Source organism: Ewingella sp. AOP9-I1-14 (assembly GCF_052375995.1).
GTDB classification, from domain to species: Bacteria; Pseudomonadota; Gammaproteobacteria; order Enterobacterales; family Enterobacteriaceae; genus Ewingella; species Ewingella allii.
The window spans coordinates 1-24,595 of the sequence record NZ_JBQSVA010000008.1; the positions used below are offsets into that span (position 1 = coordinate 1).

Genomic DNA, 24,595 nt, shown 5'->3' on the forward strand with positions numbered 1-24,595 from the left:
GGATGATTATGTCGGTGCGTATCATCGGCTCTTCATTTGCTTCTTCACCGCTCGAGGTGGTGGTACTGAAAACGCTGCATATGTTTGAAATACCTTTCCTGATTGTGGGCTGTTTCAAATACATCACGTCGGTGTTTGAGGTGCGTTTCTCGGCAACGATTTATCTGGTCACCTTCTGCTTCTTCAAGCAGCTGGCAATCATGTTTATGTCCGTCTTTGCCGGGAACATGTATGACCGTATCGGTTTCCACGGAACGTATCTGATCCTTGGGTTGATCGCACTGACCTTCACGATAATCTCAGCCTTCACGCTGAGTGGTCGCGGGCCACTGCAGGCCTTTAAATCTCCTGAACCGCTGAAAAACAACCATGCAAATTCCTAATTTTACTGAAGTCTTTCCCGCAGGGTTGGCACTTCAACGCATTGTTAGTTACCCTTAAAAGCTTGAGGAGTCCATCCGCTGGTTTTTTCAGCGTGGTTTTTCTGGTTACCCGCGTGGGTACTTTTAGGGGTGTTTCGAATGGAAGATTTGAACGTTGTAGGCAGCATTAACAATGCTGGAAATTGGCTAGTGCGCAATCAGGAATTATTGCTGCACTATGCCGTGAATATTGTCGCCGCGATCTTTATCCTGATTGTCGGTTTAATTATCGCTCGCGTGCTGTCAGGTGCAGTGAGCCGTGTGATGAAACTGCGTGGCATTGATCTGACGGTGTCAGACTTCCTTGCTGCGCTGGTGCGTTACGCCATCATCGCCTTCACGCTGATTGCCGTGCTGGGCCGTATTGGCGTGCAAACCACCTCCGTCATCGCGGTTATCGGTGCCGCCGGTTTAGCCGTAGGTTTGGCGCTGCAAGGCTCGCTGTCGAACTTCGCTGCGGGCGTGCTGCTGGTTATCTTCCGTCCCTTCCGCGCCGGTGAGTATGTCGATTTAGGCGGCGTTGCGGGTACCGTGACGCAGGTGCAGATCTTCTCCACCACGCTGCGTACCGTTGACGACAAAGTGATTGTGGTGCCGAACGGCAAAATTATCGCGGGTAACATCATCAACACCTCTCGCGAGCCAAACCGCCGTACCGAGATCATCGTTGGCGTCGGTTATGACTCCGATATCGACACGGTGAAGAAGGTGCTGGGCGACATTATTGCGGCCGACAAGCGCATTCAACACGACAAAGGCGTAACCGTTCGTCTGAACGAAATGGCGGCTTCCACGCTGAATTTCGTAGTGCGCGTATGGACCACTAACGGCGATGCGCAGGAAGTGAACTGGGATCTGCTGGAAGCTTTCAAGCGCGCGCTGGACAAAAACAACATCAATATTGCTTACCCGCAGATGGATGTTCATCTCTATCACGTGGCCGATGCCGCGGCGAGCCAGCAGGAAGAACAGCGTTCAATCGAGCAAAAAGGCGTGGCGGAATAAGCCTCCTTCAGCTCGAATCCAACAGGCGCCTGCGGGCGCCTTTTTTATGCCTGTGACTCAGGCAACTAGGTAATTAGCGGAGCTTATGAAGGATTAGAATTATCAATTTCCGCTAATGACCAAGCTCGCATAAACTGCGCGTCATTCCACTTTGGATTTTTAAGGATTTCGACGTGCTGGCAATATTCTTTCAAGGGTTAGCGATGAGCGCGGCCATGATCTTACCCATCGGGCCGCAAAACGCTTTTGTAATGAATCAGGGGATCCGTAAGCAATATCACCTGATGATCGCCTCGCTCTGCGCCATCAGCGACGCCCTGCTGATTTGCGCCGGCATCTTCGGCGGCAGCGCGCTGCTCAGCCAGTCACCGACTATTCTGGCGCTGGTGAGCTGGGGCGGGGTGGCCTTCCTGCTGTGGTACGGCTGGGGCGCGTTTCGCACCGCCTTTGCCAAAAATCCTGAACTCGCACAGGCGGAAGTGGCGAAGCAGAGCCGCTGGAAAATCGTGGTCAGCATGCTGGCCGTCACCTGGCTCAATCCGCACGTCTATCTCGATACCTTCGTGGTGCTGGGCAGCCTCGGCGGCAGCCTGAGCAGCGACGAGCGCTCGTGGTTTGCGCTGGGTGCCGTGATGGCGTCGGGTATCTGGTTCTTCGGCTTGGCCATACTGGCCGCGATGCTCTCCCCTTGGCTCAACAGTGGCAAAGTGCAGCGAGTGATTAACTTCGTGGTCGGCGCGATCATGTGGGGAATTGCCGTTCAACTGGCTCGTCAAACGCTGCACATGTAAACTTTCCCGCCGGGCATTTTTAAGATTTTGTCCCTAATCTTCCCCTGTTAATTGCTCTACTATGCTAGGGTTTTGAGGTTAGTGAACGAGTTTAATGCCAAATCTGGAATGATTAATGGAGGCACTGTGAAATTAAAAGCATTGGCGATGGCTGCAATGTTGGGATTAGGGACGTTACCTGCTGCACTTCAGGCTGCTGAGGTACCTGCGGGTCCCCACGTAGTAACGTCAGGGACTGCCAGCGTGGACGCAACGCCGGATATTGCGACACTGGCGATTGAAGTCAATGTATCGGCCAAGGACGCCGCGTCAGCGAAGAAACAGGCTGACCAGCGCGTGGCAGAGTATTTTGCATTCCTACAGAAGAACGGTATTGAGAAGAAAGATATCAACGCCGCTAACCTGAGCACACAACCCGAATATAACTACCTGAAAGATGGCGGCACAGAGCTGAAAGGCTATCGCGCCGTGCGTCAGGTTCAGGTGACTTTGCGTCAATTGGATAAGCTGAATGACCTGCTGGACGGTGCGCTAAGCTCCGGCCTAAATGAGATTCGCTCGGTAGAGCTTGGGGTGGCGAACCCAGCAAGCTTCCGCGATCAGGCTCGTCAGAAAGCGATTGATAACGCAACAGAGCAGGCTAAATCATTGGCCGAAGGCTTCCACGCCAAGCTCGGCCCGGTTTACAGCATTCGCTACCACGTCGCCAACTACCAGCCAATGCCGGTAGCGCGTATGTATAAAGCGGCTGAAGCCTCTGCCCAGAGCGACGCGGCGCAAACGTACGAGCAGCAAAGCATCCACTTTGACGATCAGGTCGACGTGGTATTTGAGCTGCAACGCTAAGTCGTTGATTGCTTGAGCTGATTGTTTAAGTTTAATGCTTAAAAAGAAAAACCCGCCTCGGCGGGTTTTTTATTGGCTAGAATGCCAATCAATCCTGACGCAGCACCTGACGGCCGTGGGCCAGCAGGGCGTCAGTGACTTTACGCATCATGCGGCTTTCTGGCGCGAAACGGTGCCAGAACAGCATCCGGCGCTGGAACAGGCCCGGCGTCAGGTCGATCAGTTCGCCGCTTTCCAGCTCTTTCTCGATTTGCAGATGTGGGATCATACAGCAGGTGGTTCCCTGACGAGCCAACTGCACAAAGGCTTCTGACGAGTTAACGATGTGGCACGGCACGCTGCCCGGCGATAAATCGAAGTTCTGCTGCAAGAAGGCTTGATGCATATCGTCGAGATGGTCAAAGGCCACGGCCGGAGCTTTGAGCAGCGCCGAGCGGGTCACGCCGTTGGGGAAATAGCGATCGGCAAAGGGCTTGGAGGCGACAAACAGATAGTCCAGCGCGCCCAGTTGGTCTACCAGACAGCTCGGTAAAGGCTGCGGTTGAATACTCACTGCGCCCACCACTTCGCCGCGACGCAGGCGCTCTTGGGTGCGGGTTTCGTCTTCCACCTGCAAGTTCAGGCGAATGGGCGAGTCGACCAGCACGGATTTCAGCGCGGGCAGCAGCCAGGTCGCCAGACTGTCGGCGTTGACCGCCAGCGACAGCAGCAGCGGCGTGTCATTGCTGTCGGTGCCGCTGTCATTGCCCAGCCACTCCTCCTCCAGCAGTTCCACCTGATGTAACAGCGCCAGCAATTTTTGCCCTTGCTCAGTTGGGCGCGGCGGTACGGTTCTCACCAGCAGAGGCTGGCCGAACAAATTCTCGAGCTGCTTGATACGTTGAGATACCGCCGATTGAGTGATGCAAAGCTTCTGCGCGGCGCGCTCAAAACCGCGCTCGCGGATCACAGCGTCCAGCGCCTGAAGCGTTCTATAGTCTGGGCGTTTCATCGGAGTTCTGTCCCTTGGATTTAATTTATTCAAACACTATGCCACAGATTTAGCGCATTTGGGGTGGACTAAAACGGCACTCCCCGCAAGTTATTGCCAGCCGACGCTGCGCCATAACTTGACCTGCCGACTTATATAAGTGTGATCTGGCTCGGAAGGCGACTGCCCAATTTGCGGGGACATGCTTTATAATCATTGGCGTCGTTCCCCGTATGCAAAACAGCAGAGAAGCCATGATGACTCAGGAAGAATTAAAAAAAGCAGTTGGTTGGGCCGCGCTTGATTACGTGACTCCAGGCACCATTGTTGGCGTTGGCACCGGCTCTACCGCCGCCCATTTTATTGACGCATTAGGCTCCATCAAACATCAAATCGAAGGTGCGGTTTCCAGCTCAGACGCCTCCACCGCCAAACTCAAAAGCTTGGGTATCCACGTTTTCGATAGCAACGAAGTGGATGAACTGGCGGTGTACGTTGACGGTGCCGATGAAATTAACCACCAGATGCAGATGATCAAAGGCGGCGGCGCGGCACTGACGCGTGAAAAGATTATCGCAGCGATCAGTAAGAAGTTTGTTTGTATCGTTGACGCGTCCAAACAGGTCGACGTGTTGGGCAAATTCCCACTGCCGGTCGAAGTGATCCCGATGGCGCGTTCTTACGTGGCGCGCGAATTGGTCAAGCTGGGCGGCCTGCCTGAGTATCGCCAAAATGTGATCACTGATAATGGCAATGTGATTCTGGACGTGCACAACTTGTCGATTCTCGATGCCATCGCGCTGGAAAATAAGATCAACAGCATCGCGGGCGTGGTTACCGTCGGTCTGTTTGCTAACCGCGGCGCAGATATCGCGCTAGTCGGCACCGCAGACGGGGTCAAAACCGTCACGCTAAAATGATCTGACTGCCTGAGCGATAAGTAGAAGATCTGGCTGCGCGAGTTTCGTCGCAGCCAGTCATGCTGCGGTCATAATGCAATGTTATGAAGATGATAATTTACCGCCTGAATCATCTTTTCTTCGCAAGGCCGAATTTGGTGACTTATGTCACATTCCTGCCCCATACCTCGGTAACATCCGGCTGCAAATTTCTTCCTCAGCATTAAATTCTGTAAAGCCCTCGGCTGACTGAGGCTTCTGCTAGCCACGAGGCAATCGTTTGTATTGATGATGGCGAATTTTTTGTTATGTTGGCTATGTTGCTGCCTCACGGCCGCCACGTCAGCTTTAAAAACACCATCGGTTGCACACGTCGTCAGTCAGAATAATCAGTCAGAACAAATAGGGTCGGGAAATGGCAAAAGTATCACTTGAGAAAGACAAGATTAAATTTTTGTTAGTGGAAGGCGTCCACCAAAGTGCGGTTGATACACTCCGCGCCGCGGGTTACACCAATATTGAATTTCACAAAGGTGCTTTAGATAACGAATCGCTGAAAGAGTCGATCCGTGATGCGCACTTTGTTGGACTCCGATCGCGTACTCAACTGACTGAAGAAGTATTCGCCGCCGCTGAAAAGCTGGTTGCCGTAGGCTGTTTCTGCATCGGGACCAACCAGGTTGACCTGAATGCAGCCACTAAGCGCGGTATTCCGGTCTTCAACGCGCCGTTCTCTAACACTCGCTCAGTGGCTGAAATGGTGCTGGGCGAAATGCTGCTGATGATGCGCGGTATTCCAGCTGCCAACGCCAAAGCACACCGCGGCGTGTGGCACAAACTGGCCGTCGGATCGTTTGAAGCGCGCGGTAAGCGTCTGGGTATCATTGGTTACGGCCATATCGGTACACAGCTGGGTATTCTGGCCGAAGGGCTGGGGATGCGCGTCTTCTTCTACGATATCGAAAGCAAACTGCCACTGGGCAATGCGCAACAGATCGCCAGCCTGAACGAACTGCTGCAAACCAGCGACGTCGTCACGCTGCACGTACCAGAAACCCTGAACACCAAAGATATGATCGGTGCCGATCAACTGGCACAGATGAAGCCGGGCGCACTGCTGATTAACGCCTCGCGCGGCACGGTGATTGACATTCCGGCGCTGTGCGACGCTCTGCGCAGCAAGCATCTGTCCGGCGCGGCTATCGACGTTTTCCCGGAAGAACCAGCCACCAACAGCGACCCGTTCGAGTCTCCGCTGTGCGAGTTTGATAACGTGATCCTGACTCCGCACATCGGTGGTTCAACCATGGAAGCGCAGGAAGGTATCGGCCTGGAAGTGGCGGGCAAACTGGCGAAATACTCTGACAATGGTTCCACCCTGTCAGCCGTTAACTTCCCAGAAGCCTCTCTGCCAGCACATGGCGCAAACGTCAGCCGTTTGCTGCATATCCATGAAAACCGTCCGGGCGTGCTGACCAGCATCAACCAGATCTTCGCCGAGCAGGGTATCAACATTGCCGCGCAGTACTTGCAGACCAGCCCACAGATTGGCTACGTGGTTATCGATGTTGAAACCGATACCGCGACGCTATCGACTGCGCTTCAGCTGATGAAGGCCATTCCAGGCACCATTCGCGCGCGTCTTTTGTACTGATTTGATTGGCTGAAATGAATAACAAAGCCGCCGCAAGGCGGTTTTTTTATGTCTAAAATTTGGCGAGTTTTGGGTTTGGAGAGAGGGGAATTGCGGGAAAAGCGAAAGCTGAGTATTAGAGCACTTCGAACTGCATCAGGAAGGAGAGGGTGATTAGACCGCAGAGGATCAAAGAACTGAGTGTGATTTCAAAAAGGTAGCGGCGCAGCATCATTATCAGCCCCTCAAGATAGTAAACCAGAGAAAAAAACACCCGGCGAACCGGGTGTTGAATAATCAGTCTTACTAACAGTGAGTGAATACTCTCACCAAGACTTCTTACTTATTTAGCTGCTGGAGCAGCTTTTTTAGCATGTTTCACGTGTTTTTTAGCAGCCTGAGCTTTCTGTGCTGGAGCAGCTTTTTTAGCGTGTTTTACGTGCTTTTTAGCAGCCTGGGCTTTCTGCGCTGGTGCGGCTTTCTTCGCTTTTTTGTGTTTCTTAGCAGCCTGGGCTTTCTGGGCAGCTTTCTTGTGTGCTTTCTTATGCTTAACAGCATGCTTAGTTGGTGCTTTTGCAGCTGGAGCAGCAGCCGCTGGAGCAGCGGTAGTTGCAGCTGGCGCAGCAGCAGGAGCTGGTGCAGCAGTAGTGTCAGCAGCGAAAGCTACAGAAGACAGACCCATTGCAGCGGCAACAACCAGAGCTAATACTTTTTTCATGTTTAATTCCTCAAGAATTTCGGTTTAAGTGTCTACCCCACTGCGGGGCCGATGGAAGAATAATAGGCGTGTCGAACCGCGTTGTCCGTGAGTGATTGGTTTCGGCGTGTAACGCTCTGTACAAGTCTAAAAAAACATTAATATCAATAAATTAAAGTTTTCATGTGACTTCGGTAATGTACAAAATACTAGCTTAGTTACAACATACTGAACTTATTGCATACATAAGGAGAACATAAAGGGTTAGAACCAGGGGGAGGGGGCGAAAAGATGAAGGTTAAACCGCGGGATTAGACGAGGCTTACCACTGCCACACTTTGCCAGGGGTGATCACTTCAGGCAGAGGCACGTCCCAATGCTCTACCGGCAGGTTGTCGACCTGCTGGCAATCGTGCGCCAGCCCGATGGGATAGGGACCGCCGTCCTGCCAGTTTTCCAACGTGCGGTCGTAGAAGCCGCCGCCCATGCCTAAACGCTGCCCGTGGCTATCAAAGGCGACCAGCGGCGTAAGGATAATGTCCAATTCGGATAAAGGCACAATCTGCGTGGCGTCGAGGGCCGGCTCGAGGATCTTCAGCTTATTGCGTACCAGAGTGGTGTCGGGGTCATAGCGCAGAAAAAGTAAGTTGCCGGGTGTGAAAGGGTGCAGCACCGGCAGGCAGAGCTGTTTGCCATCTGCCCACAGTCGCTGAATCAGCGGCGCGGTATCCAATTCGCCATCAAAAGAGAGAAACACCGAAATCGTACTGGCACCTTGAATACGCGAATGTGTCACCACGCGATCTGCGGCTTGAAGCGCAAAAAGACTTTGCTGTTCGGACGTGAGATTGTTTCTGCGTTGACGGACTTCAGTGCGAATTTGTTGGCGGATTGATGCGTGCTGGGGAGTGTTCGACATAGATACAACAACCAAAATGGGGTGTACCGGCTAGAAAGGGGAATCTCCGAGATGCCGTCGCAGGCTGTAACCCTTGAACCCATGGTTCAAGGTGAACGTGCTGTCGCAATCTTTAGGCTTCTCGGACGGACCGAGCATGCGCACCGATTACGGATCATCACATTCTGTTGGTACTAATTATCGGCTCAGGGGACGGGCCCGCTGGCGAACATCTCAGAGAAATTTTTTTACTCATTGCTGACTGCCTGTGACGAGCAAATCAACAACTTAGTATGAGTCATCGAACTTATTCGAAAGGAGCCCCTTCGCGTTCCGATATCTTACCTTGTTCGAGCAAAGCTTGCTCGATGGTTTGTTGCAGCATCCGAATACGTTGTTCCATATTGGAGGCATAGTCACGGGTTTTCAACCGTTCTTGAGCAAGTTCGTGACACACATTCAGTGCCGCGATGAAAACTAACTGCTCTGTATTGGTGACTCTAGTGCGAACTTTAAGATCTTGCAACCGCTGATTAAGATCCTCAGCAGCCATGTTCAATGCTTCTTGTTGTTCTGGCGGACAATTCACTCTTAACGAGCGGCCAAAAATTTGAATATCTACCGGTTGTGCAGACATGCCACCTTCCTGCCTTCTTTGAACGCCGCGCCAACACAAGCACTGTAACTCGTACAGGTCGTTGGAAGCGGCCTCACTATAACTATCTCAATACCAGGTTACAACCCCATGACGAACTGATTGCTGGATGTTTGTCCAGTGCATTTGCCGGCCAAAGAGAGGCTCAACAACTGCCATTCGCTGGTCTGCTAATCTGGTACTACGACTGACCTTGGTGGTAGCATAACACGAACTTAACCGACCAACGATGGCGAATACGCATGTCTATTGAGAATACTTATCCTACTTATGATTCGTTGGATCACGCGCTGAAACAGCAATCTGTCGCGCTGACCGCGGCGGAAATGCACGGACTTATCAGCGGCCTGCTGTGCGGCGGTAATCGTGACGGCAGCTGGCTGACGCTGGTGCATGACCTGACCAATGAAGGCATGGCTTTCCCCCACACGCTAGCGGACCTGCTGCAACAGCTGCGCAAAGCCACGGCTGACACGCTGGAAGATGACAGTTTTGAATTCAACATGTTAATGCCGGACGACGAAAAGCACATTTTCGAACGCGCTGACGCCTTAGCTGGTTGGGTAAATCACTTCTTGCTGGGTCTGGGCATGATGCAGCCGAAGCTCGCCAAAGTGAAAGGCGAAGTGGGCGAAGCCATTGACGACCTGCGCAGCATAGCCCAGCTCGGTTATGAAGAAGATGAAGACCAAGAGCAGCTGGCTTCTTCTTTGGAAGAGGTGGTCGAATACGTTCGCGTGGCGGCTATCTTATGCTTCGGCGAATTTGGTCACAGCCACCCGCTGGCACCGGAAAGCCCGCGCACGCTGCACTAATTAGTCATATAACAATAAATTAAAACCGTTTCGGGAGATGAAGTGATGACTCAGCAGGAATTCGAAAATCGCCGTCAGGCTCTGTTAGCCAAGATGGCACCGGGCAGCGCGGCAATTATCTTCGCTGCCCCAGAAGCATTGCGCAGTGCTGACAGTGATTATCCTTTCCGTCAAAACAGTGACTTCTGGTATCTCACCGGGTTTAACGAGCCGGAAGCCGCGCTGGTGCTGGTGAAAAGCGATGAGAATCACAACCACAGCGTGCTGTTTAACCGCGTGCGTGATTTGACTGCTGAGATCTGGTTCGGTCGCCGTCTGGGTCAGGACGCGGCACCCGCTAAGTTGGGCATCGACCGCGCACTGCCGTTTGATGACATCAACACGCAACTTCATCTTCTCTTTAACGGTCTTGACGCGCTGTATCACGCGCAGGGCGAATATGCCTATGCTGACGAGATCGTCAATCGCGCTATGGACAAGCTGCGCAAAGGCTCACGCCAGAGCCTGAGTGCGCCGGATACCGTCATCGACTGGCGTCCTATCGTGCATGAAATGCGCCTGTTCAAATCGCCGGAAGAGATTGCCGTGATGCGCCGCGCCGGTGAAATCACCGCCATGGCCCATACTCGCGCCATGGAAAAATGCCGCGCTGGCCTGTTTGAATACCACCTTGAGGGCGAAATTCATCACGAATTTAACCGCCACGGCGCGCGTTTCCCTTCCTATAACACTATCGTTGGCAGCGGCGAAAACGGCTGCATCCTGCACTACACCGAAAATGAATCCCAGCTGCGCGACGGCGACTTAGTGCTGATTGACGCGGGCTGTGAGTTCCAAGGCTACGCAGGTGATATCACCCGCACCTTCCCGGTTAGCGGCAAGTTCAGCGAAGCGCAGCGCGAAATCTATGACATCGTGCTGGCTTCAGAATACAAAGCGCTGGAAGTGTTACGTCCGGGCAGCAGCATCCAAGAAGCCAACGAAGCCGCCGTCCGTGTGATGCTGGAAGGTTTGGTCAAGCTCGGCATCCTGCACGGCGACGTCGACACCCTTTATAGCGAGCAGGCGCACCGCCCGTTCTTTATGCACGGCCTGTCCCACTGGCTGGGGCTGGATGTGCATGACGTCGGCAACTACGGTAGTCCTGAGCGCACCCGTACTCTTGAGCCGGGCATGGTGCTGACCGTCGAGCCGGGTCTGTATATCGCGCCAGATGCCGATGTGCCCGAGCAGTATCGCGGCATTGGTATCCGCATTGAAGATGACATCCTGATCACCGCCGACGGCATTGAAATCTTTACCGGCGACGTGGTGAAAGAGGCCGATGAGATAGAAGCCCTGATGGCGGCGGCCCGTAAATAATATGAGCATTATTATTGTTGGCGGCGGAATGACCGGCGCCACGCTGGCACTGGCTATCTCCTCGCTGACCCAAGGCCAACTGCCGGTGCATCTGATTGAGGCTTCTTCGCTGGGTGGCAGTGGCCATCCGGGGTTCGACGCCCGATCTATCGCGCTGGCCCAAGGTACTTGCCAGCAACTGGCGCGCATCGGTTTATGGTCTGCTTTAGCGGATATCGCTACGCCGATCAGCGACATTCATGTTAGTGATCGCGGCCATGCAGCCTTTGTGAATCTCAATGCCGGACATTACGGCGTGGAAGCGCTGGGGCAGGTGGTTGAGCTGCACGGCGTGGGCCAACGGCTGTTTGCCCGGCTGAAAGAGGCACCCGGCGTCACGCTGCACTGCCCGGCGAAAGTCACCGACGTGCAGCGCACGGCTGACGGTGCCAGCGTCACGCTCAACAACGGCGACGTGCTCGACGGCAAGCTGCTGGTGGCGGCGGACGGCTCTCATTCTATGCTCGGTAAAGCTTGCAATATTCGCTGGCAGCGCGAGGATTACGGCCAGATCGCGGTGATCGCTAACGTGGTCACCAGCGAACCTCATCGCGGCCGGGCTTTTGAGCGTTTTACCGAGCACGGCCCGCTGGCTCTGCTCCCAATGTCGAAAGGGCGCAGCTCTTTGGTCTGGTGCCATCCGCGCGAGGCGCAGGCTGATATTGATAGCTGGAGTGAAGAGAAATTCCTCGCCGAGCTGCAAAAAGCCTTTGGCTGGCGCTTGGGGAAAATGCAGCAGGCGGGCACGCGATTCAGCTATCCGCTGCAATTGCAGACCGCCAGCAGCCACATTAGCCATCGGCTGGCGCTGGTCGGCAACGCCTCGCAAACCCTGCATCCGATAGCCGGTCAGGGCTTTAACCTTGGCCTGCGTGACGTCATGACCTTGGCCGAAACCGTGGCGACGGCGCATTTGGCCGGTAATGACATTGGCAGCTACCGCGTGTTAAGTGGCTATCAGCAGCGTCGCCAGCCGGACCAGCAGGCGACGGTCGGCGTGACCGACGGCCTGATCCACCTTTTCGCCAATCGCTATGTTCCCTTGATGGTCGGGCGTAATCTCGGCCTGATGGCGATGGAAGGCATTTCCCCCCTGCGTGATGCCTTTACACGCCGGACGCTAGGTTGGGCGAGCCGCTGAACCTCTTCCCACAGGAAAATTTATGCAATCTTTTGATGTAGTTATCGCCGGTGGCGGCATGGTTGGACTCGCGCTGGCCTGTGGGTTACAGGGCAGTGGCCTGCGCGTTGCCGTGGTGGACAGCCACCAACCCGACCTCGACTCTCCTCTGCCAGCAGCGCCGGGTCTGCGCGTTTCGGCCATTAATGCCGCCAGTGAGCGCCTGCTGCAATATATCGGCGTGTGGGACAACATCACCGCCCAGCGCGTCAATGCTTATCAAGGCATGGAAGTGTGGGACCGCGACAGCTTCGGCAAAATCGCTTTCCGTGGTGAAGAGTACGGTTTCAGCCACTTGGGTCACATCATCGAAAACGAGGTGATCCTGCGCGCGCTGTGGCAAAAGGCCGAACAATCTTCTGACATCACTTTGCTCTGCCCGGCGACCTTGAAAAACGTGGCTTGGGGCGAAAACGACGCCTTTATTACCTTGAACGATGACCGCCAGCTCAGCGCCCGCCTAGTGGTTGGCGCGGACGGCGCGCAGTCCTGGCTGCGCCAGCATGCGGATATCCCGCTGACCTTCTGGGACTACCGCCACCATGCGCTGGTCGCCACTATTCGCACCGCCGAGCCTCACCAGTCGGTGGCGCGGCAGGTGTTTCATGGCGAAGGCATTCTGGCATTCCTGCCGCTGGCTGACCCGCACTTGTGTTCCATCGTGTGGTCGGTTTCTCCGGAAGAGGCCCAGCGTCTGTCGGCGTTGTCCAAGGAAGCCTTTAATAAAGTGCTCGCCAGCACTTTCGACCTGCGTCTGGGGCTGTGTTCCGTTGAAAGCGAACGTTTGACCTTCCCACTGACCGGCCGCTACGCGCGCAGCTTTGCCGCCCAGCGTCTGGCGCTGGTGGGCGACGCTGCGCACACCGTACATCCGCTGGCCGGGCAGGGGGTGAACCTTGGCTTTATGGACGCCGCCGAATTGGCATCTGAAATCAGACGCTTGCAGCGCGCGGGCAAAGACTTCGGCCAGCATATGTATCTGCGCCGCTACGAGCGCCGCCGCAAACACAGCGCCGCGCTGATGCTGGCGGGTATGCAGGGCTTCCGTGAACTGTTCAATGGCGATAACCCGGCGAAAAAATTGCTGCGCGACATCGGCCTGACGCTGGCGGACTCCCTGCCTGGCGTGAAGCCAAAACTGGTGCGTCAGGCAATGGGATTGAATGATTTACCCGAATGGCTGGAGCAGGATCCCGTTCGATTGAAATAATCTAATTTCAGCGCCTTTTTCCCATTACTTTTTATAATGCGAGGCCGGATATCTCATTCTGCAAATGGTGAGATATCCGGCCTCTTCGTTATATAACATCGAGATTTTTGTGGTTCATTTGTAGATTTTGCGCCATAAACCCCATTTTTCTAGTCAGAAACTCTGCACAATACTCCTCGCTTATCCCTGATGTTTCTCCAGATACTGATATTTTAACTTATGGTTAGCAGGGGGATTCGGTGATAAGTTCGACCTATAGGATAACGTTTGCGTCACCCTGTGATCCTTCACGCTATTTTGGCGTTGGCTGCTCTTATACGGCCCAGTCACATACTTGAGTAAGCTTCTAAGACTCGCTCAGTTGCCGCCTTGATACAGCGCGAATGATTTAGGGGAAACGAGAGCAATTTATATTCCGATATTCCGACTTCGTTTTTGCATTCGCAGGTTAATGAGGATCAAGATGGTTAAGCAGACTCAGCTTTATGAACAACACGTGGCGTGCGGTGCGCGCATGGTGGATTTCCACGGTTGGATGATGCCGTTGCACTACGGCTCACAGCTTGATGAGCACCACGCGGTGCGTCAGGACGCTGGCATGTTCGACGTCTCCCACATGACGATTGTTGATCTGCACGGCGCCCGCACTCGTGAATTCTTGCGCTATCTGGTGGCCAACGACGTCGCCAAACTGACCGTCCCCGGCAAAGCGCTTTATACCGGCATGCTTAACGCCTCCGGCGGCGTGATTGACGACCTGATTATCTACTTCTTCACTGAAGACTATTTCCGCCTGGTGGTGAACTCTGCCACGCGCGACAAAGATCTGGCATGGATTTCGCAGCATGCAGAAGCCTATGGCGTTGAAGTCACCGTGCGCGATGACTTGGCGCTGATCGCCGTCCAAGGCCCGCAGGCCAAAGAACGCGCTGGCACGCTGTTCACTGAAGAGCAAAAACAAGCCGTCGCTGGAATGAAACCTTTCTTTGGCGTGCAAGCCGGTGACCTGTTTATCGCCACCACCGGCTACACCGGCGAAGCGGGCTACGAAATTGCCGTGAAGCAAGAACAAGCCGCCGACCTGTGGCAGAAACTGCTCAAGGCTGGCGTCAAACCTGCCGGGCTGGGGGCGCGCGACACCCTGCGTCTGGAAGCAGGCATGAACTTATACGGTCAGGAGATGGATGAGGGCGTTTCTCCATTGGCGGCCAACATGGGCTGGACCATAGCCTGGGCGCCGGAAGATCGCGATTTCATCGGCCGCGCCGCGTTGGAAAAACAGCGTGAGCAGGGGACCGAAGAACTGGTCGGATTGATCATGACCGAAAAAGGCGTATTACGTAATGAGCTGCCGGTGCGTTTCACCGACGCTGCGGGCAACCAGCAGGAAGGCGTTATCACCAGCGGCTCATTCTCACCGACTTTGGGTTACAGCATCGCGCTGGCTCGCGTTCCGGCTGGCATCGGCGAAAACGCCATCGTGCAGATCCGTAACCGCGAAATGCCAGTAAAAGTAACCAAACCTGGTTTTGTTCGTAACGGTAAGCCGTTGGTTTAATAACGAATTCATTAATATCTGAAAATTTTTGGAGATTCTTTCATGAGCAATGTTCCATCAGAATTGAAATACGCCGCGTCGCACGAATGGGTTCGTTCAGAGGGTAACGGCGTTTACACCGTAGGCATTACCGAACACGCGCAAGAATTGCTGGGCGACATGGTTTTCGTCGACCTGCCAGAAGTGGGCCGCGAAGTGACGGCCGGTGAAGACTGCGCAGTTGCCGAGTCGGTTAAGGCGGCGTCTGACATCTATTCCCCAATCAGCGGCGAAATTATTGCCATTAACTCTGAGCTGGAAGGCTCACCTGAACTGGTGAATAGCGCGCCCTACGGCGACGGTTTCCTGTTCCAGATTAAAGCCTCTGACGAAAGCGAAATCGCTAAGTTACTCAGCGCTGACGCCTATCTTTCAGGTATCGACGAGTAATGATGTGCTGCCCCGTAAGCCGTTTACGGGGCAGGTTTAGTCCCCGCTTGCCCGTTATCGGTTGTCCTTCGACACCACCATGCAGATTCAGGAATGCGTAGCAAATGACTCAGACTCTCAGCCAACTTGAACACAGTGAATCCTTTATCGGCCGTCACATTGGCCCGTCTTCCCAGCAGCAACAACAGATGCTGGAGACGGTCGGTGCCGACTCGTTAAATGCCCTGGTCCAGCAAATCGTGCCGGTGGACATCCAATTGCCGGGCCCGCCAGCCGTGGGTGATTCCGTTACCGAACATCAGGCACTGGCTGAGCTGAAAGCTATCGCCAGCCAGAATCAGCGCTACAAATCTTACATTGGTATGGGCTACAGCGCGGTGCTCACCCCGCCGGTTATCCTGCGCAACATGCTGGAAAATCCGGGCTGGTACACGGCGTATACCCCTTATCAACCAGAAGTTTCTCAGGGCCGTCTTGAAGCCTTGCTGAACTTCCAACAGTTGACCCTCGACCTGACGGGTCTGGACCTCGCGTCTGCTTCTCTGCTTGACGAAGCGACCGCCGCTGCCGAAGCCATGGCTCTTGCCAAACGCGCCAGCAAACTGAAGAACGCCAATCGCTTCTTCGTGGCTGACGACGTGCATCCGCAAACGCTGGACGTGGTTCGCACCCGCGCTGAAACCTTTGGTTTCGACATCATCGTGGATAAAGCCGAGAAAGTGCTCGAGCTGGAAGGCGTGTTCGGCGTGCTGCTGCAACAGGTGGGCACCACCGGGCAGGTTCACGACTATCGCGCACTGCTGGCAGAGCTGAAATCACGCAAAATCATCACCAGCGTTGCCGCCGACATTATGGCGTTAGTGCTGCTGGCCGCGCCGGGCGCGCAGGGCGCGGACGTGGTGTTCGGTTCCGCCCAGCGCTTCGGCGTGCCAATGGGCTACGGCGGCCCGCACGCGGCATTCTTTGCCTGCGTTGACGAATTCAAACGCTCCATGCCGGGCCGTATTATCGGCGTATCGCGCGACGCCGCGGGCAACACCGCGCTACGCATGGCGATGCAGACCCGCGAGCAGCATATTCGCCGCGAGAAAGCCAACTCCAACATCTGTACTTCGCAGGTTCTGTTGGCGAACATTGCCAGCCTGTACGCGGTATTCCACGGCCCGGTTGGCCTGAAACGTATTGCCAGCCGTATTCACCGTCTGACCGACATTCTGGCCGCTGGCCTGAAAAAAGGTGGCCTGACGCTGCGCCATGACACCTGGTTTGACACCTTAACGGTTGAAGTGAAAGACAAAGCCGCGACGCTGGAACGCGCCCTGAGCTTCGGCCTGAACCTGCGCACCGACATCCACGGCGCCGTGGGCATCACGCTGGACGAAGCTACTTCACGTGAAGATGTGCAAGTGCTGTTCGCCGCCCTGCTGGGTGACGATAACGGCCTGGACATCGATCAGCTTGATAAAGCCGTGAGCAGCGATAATGCCTCGATCCCTGCCGCTATGCAGCGCGTAGAGCCGATCCTGACTCACCCGGTGTTCAACCAATACCACAGCGAAACCGAGATGATGCGCTACATGCACCGTCTGGAGAAAAAGGATCTGGCGCTGAATCAGGCGATGATCCCGCTGGGTTCTTGCACCATGAAACTCAACGCCGCTGCCGAGATGATCCCAATCACCTGGCCTGAATTCTCCGAGCTGCACCCGTTCTGCCCGGTTGAACAAGCTGCGGGCTACCAGCAGATGATCGGTCAGCTCTCTCAGTGGCTGGTGCAGCTGACGGGCTACGACGCGGTTTGTATCCAACCAAACTCCGGCGCGCAGGGCGAATATGCGGGCCTGCTGGCTATCCGCCGTTACCACGAAAGCCGTAACGAAGTCGGCCGCCACATCTGTCTGATCCCAAGTTCTGCTCACGGCACCAACCCGGCATCGGCGCAAATGGCCAGCATGAGCGTGGTAGTGGTAGCTTGTGACAAGCAGGGCAACATTGATTTAAGCGACCTGCGCGAGAAAGCCGCTCAGGCCGGCGATGAGCTGTCGTGTATCATGGTGACCTACCCGTCAACCCACGGCGTGTATGAAGAAACCATCCGCGAAGTGTGCCAGATTGTTCACCAGTACGGCGGTCAGGTCTACCTCGACGGCGCGAACATGAACGCACAGGTGGGGATCACCACGCCGGGCTACATCGGCGCGGACGTGTCGCACCTCAACTTGCACAAAACCTTCTGTATCCCACACGGCGGTGGCGGTCCGGGCATGGGCCCAATCGGCGTGAAATCGCACCTGGCTCCGTTCGTTCCGGGTCACAGCGTGGTGCAGATTGACGGCGTACTGACTCAGAATGGCGCGGTTTCTGCGGCTCCGTTCGGTAGCGCTTCTATCCTGCCAATCAGCTGGATGTACATCCGCATGATGGGTGCGCAGGGGCTGAAGCAGGCAAGTCAGGTAGCGATTCTGAATGCCAACTACATCGCCACTCGCCTTAAAGATGCTTACCCAGTGCTGTACACCGGCCGCGACGGTCGCGTGGCGCACGAATGCATTCTGGATATCCGCCCGCTGAAAGAAAGCGTCGGTATCAGTGAAATGGATATTGCTAAGCGCTTGATTGACTTCGGTTTCCACGCGCCAACCATGTCATTCCCAGTGGCGGGTACGCTGATGGTTGAGCCAACCGAGTCTGAAAGCAAAGTGGAAATCGACCGTTTTGTTGATGCTCTGCTGGCGATCCGCGCTGAAATCGACCGCGTAGCTAAAGGCGAATGGCCGCTGGAAGACAACCCGCTGGTCAACGCGCCACACGTACAAGCCGAGCTGGTCAGCGAGTGGTCCCACCCGTACAGCCGCGAGCTGGCGGTATTCCCGGCGGGCAGCGACAACAAATACTGGCCGAGCGTGAAGCGTCTTGATGACGTTTACGGCGACAGAAACCTGTTCTGCTCCTGTGTACCGATGAGTGAATATGAGTAATTAGCCAAAAGCCGTTTTGCTCCTCTCCGGATAAAGGGGGGGAGCAAAAAAGCAATCAAAACAACGCCCTTCAACCCCGCAGCAAAGCATCCCTAAACGACAAAATATGCGCCTCGGCGGCAGCTGCGGCGGCGGCGGGATCTTGCGTTTCCAGCGCGGAAATAATGGCGCGATGCTCCTCGATAACCTCAATCATATGCCCCTCTTTCGACAGCGAACTGGCCCAGAAGCGTTGCGCTCTGGCGTGTAGCACGCTGAGGATATCCTTGAGCATCAGGTTTCCGGCGATCTCGGCCAGAAGCTGGTGAAAATGGTGGTCCAGCGACACCATGCGGTTGCGATCTCGCGCCTGCACGGCGATATTCATCTCTTCATTCACCGCCGTTAACGCCGCAATGTCCTGCTGGGAAACGTGCTTACAGGCCAACTTCATGCACAGCATCTCATTCGCGAGACGCACTTCGATCAGCTCCAGCGCATCATCAATCGACAGAGGGGAAACCATCACCCCTTTGCGCGGGATTATCTGCAATAAACCTTCATTGGCCAGCCGGTGGATCGCCTGATTAATCGGCGTGCGGCCCATTTCAAGCTCCGCCATCACCTGCGCGGTATTCAAATATTCACCCGGCTTATAGCTCAGAGTGACCAGCGCCTGCTTAAAACGACGATAAGCCAGCTCATTTTGCGATAAACCCGCGTCATCCAACGCCGGCTGTGGGCGGCTTTCTGCTGCAACAGATTTCACGCATAACTCCTGCGATGGAAATTTTTAGACATTCTACACAAAATCATGGCACGGAAATCGCTTATTTAATAACTGAAGCTATAGTGAAATTTCACTGTGCTTTCTAATAAAACAGTTAATAAGCGAGCCTTAAAAGATGAAATTAACCTTTACTTTACCTGCAAACACTGGCGAAACCTCACTAAACGTTCAGATTGATCAACTGGTGATCGCTGGCTGGACCGGGCGCGATCACGATGCCATCTTGCACCATATCAGTGAACTTGAGGCGCTGGGCGTGCCCCGTCCGAGTGCAGTTCCCCTGTTTTATCGCGTCGCGACTAATCAGCTCACGCAAAGCGAAACTATCGAAGTGGTGGGCAGCGCCACGTCTGGCGAAGCCGAACCTTTTATTTTCACTCACCAGGGCGAGCAGTTTGTTTCGCTGGCCTCCGACCACACCGATCGCGAGCTTGAAGCCCATAGCGTGGCGCTTTCCAAACAGATTTGCGTCAAGCCCGTCGCCCGCCAGGCATGGAAAATGGCCGATGTCGCCGATCACTGGGATCAACTGATCCTGCGCTCGTGGATCAAAGAAGAGGGCGAATTCCGCCTGTACCAAGAAGGCCGCTTGTCTAGCCTGCGTAAGCCCGATGACCTGCTGGGCCGCTATCTCGACGGCAGCGCCCAGCCGGAAAATGGGCTGGCGATGACCTGTGGCACGGTGGCGGCGATAGGTGGCATCCGTCCTGCAACGGAATTCCGCATGGAGCTGGTGGATGAAGTGCTGGGCCGCACCATCAGCCATGCCTATCAAAGTGCTGAATTGCCGGTGGTGGCGTAATGACTAAGGAGTTGACGATGAAACAGCTCATCCTGAGTCAGGCGCTGCAACAGCTGGCGGCGCAGGAGACTTCCTCGCTGGCTCTGACCGAGGCGGCGTTAGCGCGCAGTGAAGACCCGCAGGGGGAAGGCGCGAAGGTCTTCACCCACGTTTATCATCAGCAAGCCTTGCAGCAGGCGGCGGCGTCCGACGCGCGTCGCAAAGCGGGCAAGCCGCTGTCCGCGCTGGATGGCATTCCCGTCTCTATTAAAGACCTGTTCGACGTCGCGGGTGAAAGCACTACGGCGGGCTCGAAAGTGCTGCGCGATGCCCCGGCAGCCAAAACGCATTCGGCAGTAGTCCAGAAGCTATTGGACGCGGGCGTGGTGATCATCGGCAAAACCAATATGACCGAATTCGCCTACTCGGGGCTGGGCATCAACCCGCACTACGGCACCCCGGCTAACCCCTTTGATCGCGCGACGCGCCGCATTCCCGGCGGATCTTCTTCCGGCGCGGCGGTGTCGGTCAGCGACGGCATGTCGCTGGGGGCGATTGGCAGCGACACCGGCGGCTCGGTACGTATTCCGGCGGCCTTCTGCGGTTTGACCGGCTACAAGCCGACGGCGCGACGCATCTCGCAACAAGGCGTGCTGCCGCTGTCGGCGGCGTTGGACTCTATTGGCGTCATCGCCCATGACCTCGCCTCCTGCCTGGCGCTGGATGGCGTGATTGCCAACTCGCCGGTGAAAACCAGTGAAAAATCTCTGGCGCGGGGGCGTTTTGCGATCCCACAAACGCTGGTATTAGACGGCGTCGACGCCGACGTGCAGCGCGCTTTTACCCGCGCGGTTGAGAAGCTAAAGCAGGCGGGGGCGCAGGTTGAGGAGATCCCCTGCCATGAGTTCGCCGAGCTGGCGGAGATCAACGCCACCGGCGGCTTTACCGCGCTGGAGTCATGGGCGTGGCATCAGAAATATATCGAACAGCAGGGCGAGCAGTATGACCCGCGCGTGGTGTCGCGCATTCGCCGCGGCGCGGCGCTGGGGCTGGCGGACAGAGAGCGTCTGGAGCAGCAGCGCGCCGACTGGCAGCAGCGGGTGGCAAAAACCATCGGCCAGTTTGATGCCCTGCTGATGCCCACCGTGCCGATGATCGCCCCGAGCATCGCCGAACTGGCCGCCGACGATGAGACCTATTTCAAAGCTAACGGCGCGGCGCTGCGCAACCCTTCGGTGATCAACTTCCTCGATGGCTGCGCGGTTTCACTGCCTTGCCATCAGGCGGGAGAGGCGCCGGTAGGACTGATGGTGGCCGCGCTGTCCCAGCAGGATGACGCCTTGCTGAGCTGGTCACTGCAAATCGAACGCTGCCTCAAAGCCCAATAACAGGAGAAAAATCATGAGCACTTTACCTAATGGCATGCTGTTTGTGGCGACCAACGTCGCCGAGCAAGACGAAGCGGATTTCAACCAGTGGTATGACCGCGAGCACGTGGAAGAGCGCGTACGCATTGACGGTTTTTTGTCCGGCACGCGATATCAATTGATCGGTACTGCGGGACAAGGGCGCAAGTATCTGGGGCTGTATCAGACTGAATCTCTCAACAGCTTCTCAACCGACGCTTATCGCGCGGCTTTCACCCGCCAGACGCCTTGGTCCGTCGCCAGTCTGGATAAAATGGTTAACCCGATGCGCCGAGTTTGCGCCGTCGAAGCGGTGACTGGTTTTGGCAGCGGCCGCCATCTGGCGATCATCCCGCTGGCGTCTCATGTCGCGGGAGAAGCCCTAACGGCGCGCATTGCCCATCTGGGCGAAACCCTGTTTGCTCAGCCCGGTTTTATCCGCTCACGGCTGTTAACGCCGGATGTTTCACTCAGTTCCCCTTTACCCAAAGAGTCCGCAGAAGACCGCCCGATGATCCCCATGATGTTGATTGACAGCAGCAGCGCCGAGTCCTGCCAGAAACTGACTGAACTGGCATGTCAGGCTTTGCATATTCCCAATACTGAGGCGCTGCACTTCGGTCTCAGCTGGCAACTTACCGCGCAGGAGTTGAAATCATGAGCCTTTCCACCACTGAAAATGCAGGAATCAAGGGCAGCACGCATCAGGCCGATACCACTCACAGCCCGCCGAAAACCGGACGTTTGGCGGCTGCCAGCTCAATCGGCACCGCCCTGGAGTGGTATGACTTCACGGTCTACAACATCATGGCGGCGCTGATTTTCAACCACGTCTTCTTCCCGTCGTTTGACCCGCTGGTCGGCACGATTTTGGCGTTTTCCACCTATGCCGTGGGCTATGTGTCGCGGCCGATTGGCGGCATGGTGTTCGGCCATCTCGGCGATGTGCTTGGACGGCGTTTCGTGCTGGTTACCACTCTGGTCATTATGGGCGTGACTACCGCGCTGATGGGCCTATTGCCGGGCTATGCGAGCTGGGGGATTTGGAGCCCGCTGCTGCTGGTGACGCTGCGTTTTGTGCAGGGTATTGCGCTCGGCGGCGAGTGGGCAGGGGCAGTATTGCTGTCGATGGAGCACGGCAAGCCGCACCAGCGCGGGCGCAACGCCTCTTTCGCGCAGGTCGGTCCCTCTTGCGGCACCTTAATCGGCACCGGGGTAATTACCCTGATCACCGTGCTGCTCTCTGCCGATGATTTCCAGAGCTGGGGCTGGCGTATTCCTTTCCTGCTGAGTCTGGTGCTGGTGTTCTTCGGCCTGTGGCTGCGTCGCGGTATTGGCGAAACGCCGGCATTTCTCAAGCTGGAGCAGAGTAAAAACACCACCCATACGCCGCTGAAAGAGGTGTTCACCCAGCATCCGCGTGCTCTGCTGATTGCCGGTGGTTCGCGCATTGGTTCTGACGTGCTTTACGCGCTGGTGGTGGTGTTTACCCTGACCTACGTCACCACGGTTCTGCATTTACCTCGCCCGCTAGCGTTGACCGCGACCATGCTCGGTGCGCTGGGGAATGCCGTGACGGTGCCGATGTTTGGCGCGCTGTCTGACCGTTTCGGCCGTCGCCCGGTGTATATCTTCGGCGCCGTGGCGGCGATGATCTGGGCGTTTGTGTTCTTCGTATTGCTCGACAGCACCCAGCCAGTATTGATCTGTCTGGCGGTCATTGGCGGATTGTTGATTCACGCCATCATGTATGGCCCGCAGGCGGCGTTCGTGACTGAACAGTTCCCAACCCGCGTGCGCTACGCCGGTTCCTCTTTAGCCTACACGCTGGCAGGTATTCTCGGCGGCGGCTTTGCTCCACTTATCATCACCACGTTGTTTAAAGAGTACAACAGCACGTTGGCAATCTCGCTCTACGTCGCGCTGGCTCTGCTCATCACGCTGGTTTCAGTTTTCGCCGCCAAAGAGACGGCACACAAACCGCTATAAAATGAAAACACATCAATTGATCGACAGAACGGGGAAGGATCCCCGCACTGCTTTTTGCTCCTTCTTCTAAGACTTCCCCAAAGACGCTGCGTCACCGACACCCTTTTGTTAGCCATACCCTCCCCAAAACGGTCATCCCCACACAAACGGTCACACTCGGTCATTTTTTATCACGAGGATTTGTGACCGTTTGCTGAAATCTTTTTGTCCGTTTGCAAACCCAAACGCGATTTATTGCCGTGAGCGCCACAGATCTGAAATTTAACATTTCATCTTTTCATCGATTTTTTTGACAACTATCACATGGTCAGCGCAGCGCAAAGAGTGCGCGGCCGCTTTTGAGGAAGCCCGCATTCCACATGCCGTGGTCTGCGTATCCTATTGAACATCGGGAAGAGGAAAAAACCATGCTGCCTGTAGAACGTCACCGCTTTATTACCGAAGTCCTTGCGCAGCGAGGGCGCGTGCTGGTTCAGGAAGTGGCTGAGCTTTGTCATATCTCGCTGGAAACCGCGCGTCGTGATTTGGCTCTGTTGGAAAAGCGTGGGTTATTGGTTCGCAGTCACGGCGGCGCGGTGTTTGTTGAACACCCTCATGGCGAGAAGCAGTACGTTCCGTCGCAGATTGAGCAAGGTGAGTCATTCCGCGACCGCAGTAATCAGGCTCCAGATAGCAAAACGCGGATCGCCAAACGCGCCTTGCAGTTCATCAATCCGGGGGACTGTTTGCTGCTCGACAGTAGCTCGACCAGCTGGTTTTTGGCGCGCCAACTGCCGGATATTCCGCTGGTGGTGCTGACCAACTCGCTGCACATCATTCAGGCGCTGGCGGCGAAAGCCAACGTCAGAACCATCGGCTTAGGCGGCGAATACTCGGCCAAGTATGAAGATTTTATTGGTGTTTACGCCGAACAGATGTTGAAAGAGTTCGTGATTAACAAATTGTTTTTCTCCTGTCACAGCGTCAGCCATGACGGGGGGATCAGGGAAAGTAATGAGCACCATGCGCGATTAAAACAGCAAATGCTGCTCTCCTCAGAACACAAAATTTTGCTGGCGGATGCCAGCAAATTCGGCCGCAGCTCGTTTGCGCGGATATGCCACTACCGGGAAATAGACACACTGATCACCGACCATCTGGATGATGAAGAGTTTCGGCAGGAGCTGGCCTGGAGCAACGTCAATGTCATTGAAGTCGCCCCTTTACCCCTACAAAAGAAAACCAAAAAACAACCGTAGCGACTGGGCATGTTGCTCAACGACT

Annotated in this window: 23 protein-coding genes and 1 other RNA gene; 18 read left to right on the forward strand and 6 right to left on the reverse strand. The window is 55.5% G+C overall.

Annotated elements, in window-relative coordinates; all coding sequences use genetic code 11:
- The 4 genes from ACT3RT_RS18790 to ACT3RT_RS18805 all read left to right on the forward strand — a co-directional run.
- Positions 1 to 383 (forward strand): MFS transporter (locus ACT3RT_RS18790; protein ID WP_496203561.1); only part of this gene is annotated, 383 nt, incomplete at its 5' end.
- Positions 384 to 521: 138 nt separating this feature from the next.
- Positions 522 to 1,427 (forward strand): small-conductance mechanosensitive channel MscS, encoded by a 906-nt coding sequence (gene mscS / locus ACT3RT_RS18795; RefSeq protein ID WP_496203562.1) that lies wholly within the window; start codon positions 522 to 524, stop codon positions 1,425 to 1,427.
- A gap of 173 nt (positions 1,428 to 1,600) precedes the next feature.
- On the forward strand, positions 1,601 to 2,218 hold the full coding sequence (gene argO / locus ACT3RT_RS18800) for an arginine exporter ArgO (RefSeq protein ID WP_353503347.1): 618 nt from the start codon (positions 1,601 to 1,603) through the stop codon (positions 2,216 to 2,218).
- A 126-nt stretch (positions 2,219 to 2,344) separates the two neighbouring features.
- Positions 2,345 to 3,064: an oxidative stress defense protein gene (locus tag ACT3RT_RS18805; protein WP_072009911.1), complete on the forward strand. Its 720-nt coding sequence runs from the start codon at positions 2,345 to 2,347 to the stop codon at positions 3,062 to 3,064.
- A gap of 88 nt (positions 3,065 to 3,152) precedes the next feature.
- Here ACT3RT_RS18805 and ACT3RT_RS18810 read toward each other — a convergent pair whose 3' ends face one another.
- Positions 3,153 to 4,055 (reverse strand): LysR family transcriptional regulator ArgP, encoded by a 903-nt coding sequence (locus ACT3RT_RS18810; protein WP_034793031.1) that lies wholly within the window; start codon positions 4,053 to 4,055, stop codon positions 3,153 to 3,155.
- 236 nt (positions 4,056 to 4,291) lie between these two features.
- Between ACT3RT_RS18810 and rpiA the strand changes: the two genes are divergently transcribed.
- On the forward strand, positions 4,292 to 4,954 hold the full coding sequence (gene rpiA, locus ACT3RT_RS18815; RefSeq protein ID WP_278881272.1) for a ribose-5-phosphate isomerase RpiA: 663 nt from the start codon (positions 4,292 to 4,294) through the stop codon (positions 4,952 to 4,954).
- 394 nt (positions 4,955 to 5,348) lie between these two features.
- Positions 5,349 to 6,587 carry a phosphoglycerate dehydrogenase gene (serA, locus tag ACT3RT_RS18820; RefSeq protein WP_353503346.1) on the forward strand — a complete coding sequence of 413 codons (1,239 nt, stop codon included), beginning with the start codon at positions 5,349 to 5,351 and terminating at the stop codon, positions 6,585 to 6,587.
- 322 nt (positions 6,588 to 6,909) lie between these two features.
- Here the strand turns inward: serA and asr are convergent, their stop codons facing one another.
- The 4 genes from asr to zapA all read right to left on the reverse strand — a co-directional run bounded on the left by asr (position 6,910) and on the right by zapA (position 8,798).
- Positions 6,910 to 7,284, reverse strand: a complete 375-nt coding sequence (gene asr / locus ACT3RT_RS18825; protein ID WP_278881235.1) for an acid resistance repetitive basic protein Asr — start codon at positions 7,282 to 7,284, stop codon at positions 6,910 to 6,912.
- Positions 7,285 to 7,585: 301 nt separating this feature from the next.
- On the reverse strand, positions 7,586 to 8,182 hold the full coding sequence (locus tag ACT3RT_RS18830; RefSeq protein WP_353503345.1) for a 5-formyltetrahydrofolate cyclo-ligase: 597 nt from the start codon (positions 8,180 to 8,182) through the stop codon (positions 7,586 to 7,588).
- Between the two features lie 39 nt (positions 8,183 to 8,221).
- Positions 8,222 to 8,405, reverse strand: a non-coding RNA gene (gene ssrS / locus ACT3RT_RS18835) — 6S RNA.
- A 63-nt stretch (positions 8,406 to 8,468) separates the two neighbouring features.
- Entirely contained in the window at positions 8,469 to 8,798 is a 330-nt protein-coding gene (gene zapA, locus ACT3RT_RS18840) for a cell division protein ZapA (RefSeq protein WP_034793021.1), read from the reverse strand.
- 260 nt (positions 8,799 to 9,058) lie between these two features.
- Here zapA and ACT3RT_RS18845 point away from each other — a divergent pair, with 260 nt between their 5' ends.
- From ACT3RT_RS18845 to gcvP, 7 genes are all read left to right on the forward strand, one after another.
- A complete protein-coding gene (locus ACT3RT_RS18845) occupies positions 9,059 to 9,631 on the forward strand; it encodes a YecA/YgfB family protein (protein ID WP_034793019.1) in 573 nt (190 codons plus the stop codon).
- Between the two features lie 45 nt (positions 9,632 to 9,676).
- Complete coding sequence (pepP, locus tag ACT3RT_RS18850; protein ID WP_496203563.1) at positions 9,677 to 10,993, forward strand: Xaa-Pro aminopeptidase; 1,317 nt, start codon at positions 9,677 to 9,679, stop codon at positions 10,991 to 10,993.
- A 1-nt stretch (position 10,994) separates the two neighbouring features.
- Entirely contained in the window at positions 10,995 to 12,173 is a 1,179-nt protein-coding gene (gene ubiH / locus ACT3RT_RS18855; protein ID WP_496203564.1) for a 2-octaprenyl-6-methoxyphenyl hydroxylase, read from the forward strand.
- A 22-nt stretch (positions 12,174 to 12,195) separates the two neighbouring features.
- Positions 12,196 to 13,422: an FAD-dependent 2-octaprenylphenol hydroxylase gene (ubiI, locus tag ACT3RT_RS18860; protein ID WP_496203565.1), complete on the forward strand. Its 1,227-nt coding sequence runs from the start codon at positions 12,196 to 12,198 to the stop codon at positions 13,420 to 13,422.
- A 463-nt stretch (positions 13,423 to 13,885) separates the two neighbouring features.
- The gene (gcvT, locus tag ACT3RT_RS18865) at positions 13,886 to 14,980 is read left to right on the forward strand and encodes a glycine cleavage system aminomethyltransferase GcvT (RefSeq protein WP_185689255.1); all 1,095 of its coding nucleotides are present in this window, start codon (positions 13,886 to 13,888) and stop codon (positions 14,978 to 14,980) included.
- A 42-nt stretch (positions 14,981 to 15,022) separates the two neighbouring features.
- Positions 15,023 to 15,409, forward strand: coding sequence for a glycine cleavage system protein GcvH (gcvH, locus tag ACT3RT_RS18870; protein WP_485902566.1), 387 nt, complete (start codon positions 15,023 to 15,025; stop codon positions 15,407 to 15,409).
- 104 nt (positions 15,410 to 15,513) lie between these two features.
- Entirely contained in the window at positions 15,514 to 18,387 is a 2,874-nt protein-coding gene (gene gcvP / locus ACT3RT_RS18875; RefSeq protein WP_496203566.1) for an aminomethyl-transferring glycine dehydrogenase, read from the forward strand.
- 70 nt (positions 18,388 to 18,457) lie between these two features.
- Here gcvP and ACT3RT_RS18880 read toward each other — a convergent pair whose 3' ends face one another.
- Positions 18,458 to 19,135, reverse strand: a complete 678-nt coding sequence (locus ACT3RT_RS18880; RefSeq protein WP_353503340.1) for a GntR family transcriptional regulator — start codon at positions 19,133 to 19,135, stop codon at positions 18,458 to 18,460.
- A 136-nt stretch (positions 19,136 to 19,271) separates the two neighbouring features.
- Here ACT3RT_RS18880 and ACT3RT_RS18885 point away from each other — a divergent pair, with 136 nt between their 5' ends.
- From ACT3RT_RS18885 to ACT3RT_RS18905, 5 genes are all read left to right on the forward strand, one after another.
- Positions 19,272 to 19,958: a DUF2848 domain-containing protein gene (locus ACT3RT_RS18885; protein WP_496200143.1), complete on the forward strand. Its 687-nt coding sequence runs from the start codon at positions 19,272 to 19,274 to the stop codon at positions 19,956 to 19,958.
- Positions 19,959 to 19,975: 17 nt separating this feature from the next.
- Positions 19,976 to 21,325 (forward strand): amidase, encoded by a 1,350-nt coding sequence (locus ACT3RT_RS18890; RefSeq protein WP_496203567.1) that lies wholly within the window; start codon positions 19,976 to 19,978, stop codon positions 21,323 to 21,325.
- 13 nt (positions 21,326 to 21,338) lie between these two features.
- Positions 21,339 to 22,004, forward strand: a complete 666-nt coding sequence (locus ACT3RT_RS18895; RefSeq protein WP_496203568.1) for a hypothetical protein — start codon at positions 21,339 to 21,341, stop codon at positions 22,002 to 22,004.
- Positions 22,001 to 23,332: an MFS transporter gene (locus ACT3RT_RS18900; RefSeq protein ID WP_496203569.1), complete on the forward strand. Its 1,332-nt coding sequence runs from the start codon at positions 22,001 to 22,003 to the stop codon at positions 23,330 to 23,332. The genes ACT3RT_RS18895 and ACT3RT_RS18900 overlap by 4 nt, the downstream gene beginning before the upstream one ends.
- A gap of 407 nt (positions 23,333 to 23,739) precedes the next feature.
- Positions 23,740 to 24,570: a DeoR/GlpR family DNA-binding transcription regulator gene (locus tag ACT3RT_RS18905; RefSeq protein ID WP_496203570.1), complete on the forward strand. Its 831-nt coding sequence runs from the start codon at positions 23,740 to 23,742 to the stop codon at positions 24,568 to 24,570.
- Positions 24,571 to 24,595: the final 25 nt, after the last annotated feature.